Here is a 2,121-nt window from a genome sequence, read left to right on the forward strand (position 1 = left end):
TCCCCGGCTGCGCGCCGACGCCGACATCGTGCTCGCCCGCTACCCTCAGGCTCGATCGGCGTTGCTGCCGTTGCTGCACCTGGTGCAATCCGAGGACGGATATCTCACGCCTGCCGGAATCGAATTCTGCTCGGATGTAGTCGATCTCACCGGAGCAGAGGTGACCGCGGTCGCGACGTTCTACTCGATGTATCGCCGCGAGCCCACTGGCAACTATCGCGTCGGAGTGTGCACCAACACCCTGTGCGCCGTCATGGGCGGTGACGCCATCATGGATGCCTTGCGGGATCATCTCGATATCGACCACGGCGGAACCACGGCCGACGGTGCCATCACCCTCGAGCACATCGAGTGCAACGCCGCGTGCGACTTCGCGCCGGTGATGATGGTCAACTGGGAATTCTTCGACAACAGAACTCCGGCGTCGGCGCGGGAACTTGTCGACGCGCTTCGATCCGGTGCGCAGGTGACCCCGACCCGCGGCGCTCCGCTGTGCACGTTCCGCGAGACCGAGCGAATTCTGGCTGGGTTCGCCGACGACCGACCCGGGGCACTCGAATCCTCCGGCAGCGCAGGCGAAGCCACTCTCGCCGGCCTCCGGTACGCGCTAGAGCACTCGATGTCGGCTCCCCGGGCCGACGCCGGCTCCCCGGACGATCACCCCGATCTGGGTGCCGAAGCAGTGGCGGAGACGGTGCGCGAGAAACCCGCTCCGGCTCCTTCGGCCACCGTTCCACCGCAGCCGAACACCACCGAAACCGATCCGCCGACGAAGGGGATGTGACATGGCCCTGACGCCGGTGCTGAGCGAATTCTGGGACGAGAAGAACTCGTGGACACTCGACACCTACCGCAGTCACGAGGGATATCGAGGCCTGGAAAAGGCCCTGGCCATGGACCCCGACGATCTCATCGCCTTCGTCAAGGATTCCGGTCTGCGCGGTCGTGGCGGTGCAGGATTCCCGACCGGAACGAAGTGGAGCTTCATCCCACAGGGTGACGGGAAAGCTCACTACCTGGTGGTCAACGCCGACGAGTCGGAGCCGGGTACGTGCAAGGACATGCCATTGATGATGGCGAGCCCGCACACGTTGATCGAGGGGATCATTATCGCGGCGTACGCTATTCGGGCATCGCACGCCTTCGTGTACGTCCGCGGTGAAGTGGTACCGGTGCTGCGCCGTCTGCAGGCCGCGGTTGCCGAGGCATACGCGGCCGGATACCTGGGCAAGGGCGTTCTCGGAACGGGATTCGATCTCGAACTGGTGATCCATGCCGGTGCCGGCGCGTACATCTGCGGCGAGGAGACGGCTCTGCTCGACTCGTTGGAGGGTCGCCGCGGACAACCCCGGCTGCGTCCACCGTTCCCCGCGGTCGCAGGCCTGTACGCGCGCCCGACAGTGGTCAACAACGTCGAATCGATCGCCAGCGTTCCGGTGATCCTGCGCAACGGAATCGAATGGTTCCGGTCGATGGGCAGCGAGAAGTCACCCGGATTCACCCTCTACTCGATCTCCGGCCACGTGTGTCGCCCCGGCCAGTACGAGGCCCCGCTGGGCATCACCCTGCGGGAACTGCTGGACTACGCGGGCGGCATCCGGCCCGGTCACGAGCTCAAGTTCTGGACACCGGGAGGATCGTCGACACCGATGTTCACCGGCGATCACCTCGACGTGCCACTCGACTACGAAGGCGTCGGCGCCGCCGGATCGATGCTGGGAACCAAGGCATTGCAGATCTTCGACGACACGACGTGCGTGGTGCGAGCGGTGTTGCGATGGACGGAGTTCTACGCACACGAATCCTGCGGCAAATGCACCCCGTGCCGAGAGGGAACCTACTGGCTGGTGCAGATACTGCGCCGCGTCGACGGCGGAACCGGCAGCGAAGCGGACCTCACCACGTTGCTCGACATCGCGGACGGCATCGCCGGAAAGTCGTTCTGCGCCTTGGGAGACGGAGCCGCTAGCCCCATCGTGTCCTCGCTGAAGTACTTCCGCGACGAGTACATCCGACACGTCACCGAACAGGGATGCCCCTTCGATCCACACCGATCGACTCTGATGGCAGAGGAGCTGACGTCATGACCACAGCAGCACATGGTCGTTCCGCGGGCTCCAC

The 2,121-nt window shown here is 64.9% G+C and carries 2 protein-coding genes; both read left to right on the top strand.

Annotation, left to right across the window (positions count from 1 at the left end; translation table 11 throughout):
- A partial coding sequence (nuoE, locus tag RHBS_RS27135) for an NADH-quinone oxidoreductase subunit NuoE (protein WP_128646888.1) occupies positions 1–784 on the top strand: 784 nt, incomplete at its 5' end.
- 1 nt (position 785) lies between these two features.
- Positions 786–2,087 carry an NADH-quinone oxidoreductase subunit NuoF gene (gene nuoF, locus RHBS_RS27140; protein ID WP_128646889.1) on the top strand — a complete coding sequence of 434 codons (1,302 nt, stop codon included), beginning with the start codon at positions 786–788 and terminating at the stop codon, positions 2,085–2,087.
- Positions 2,088–2,121 lie beyond the last annotated feature (34 nt).

This window comes from Rhodococcus sp. BS-15 (assembly GCF_000813105.1).
Classification (GTDB): domain Bacteria; phylum Actinomycetota; class Actinomycetes; order Mycobacteriales; family Mycobacteriaceae; genus Rhodococcoides.

Coding starts and splice junctions, on each gene's coding strand:
- nuoF (WP_128646889.1), top strand. CDS start 786: ATGGCCCTGACGCCGGTGCTGAGCGAATTCTGGGACGAGAAGAACTCG.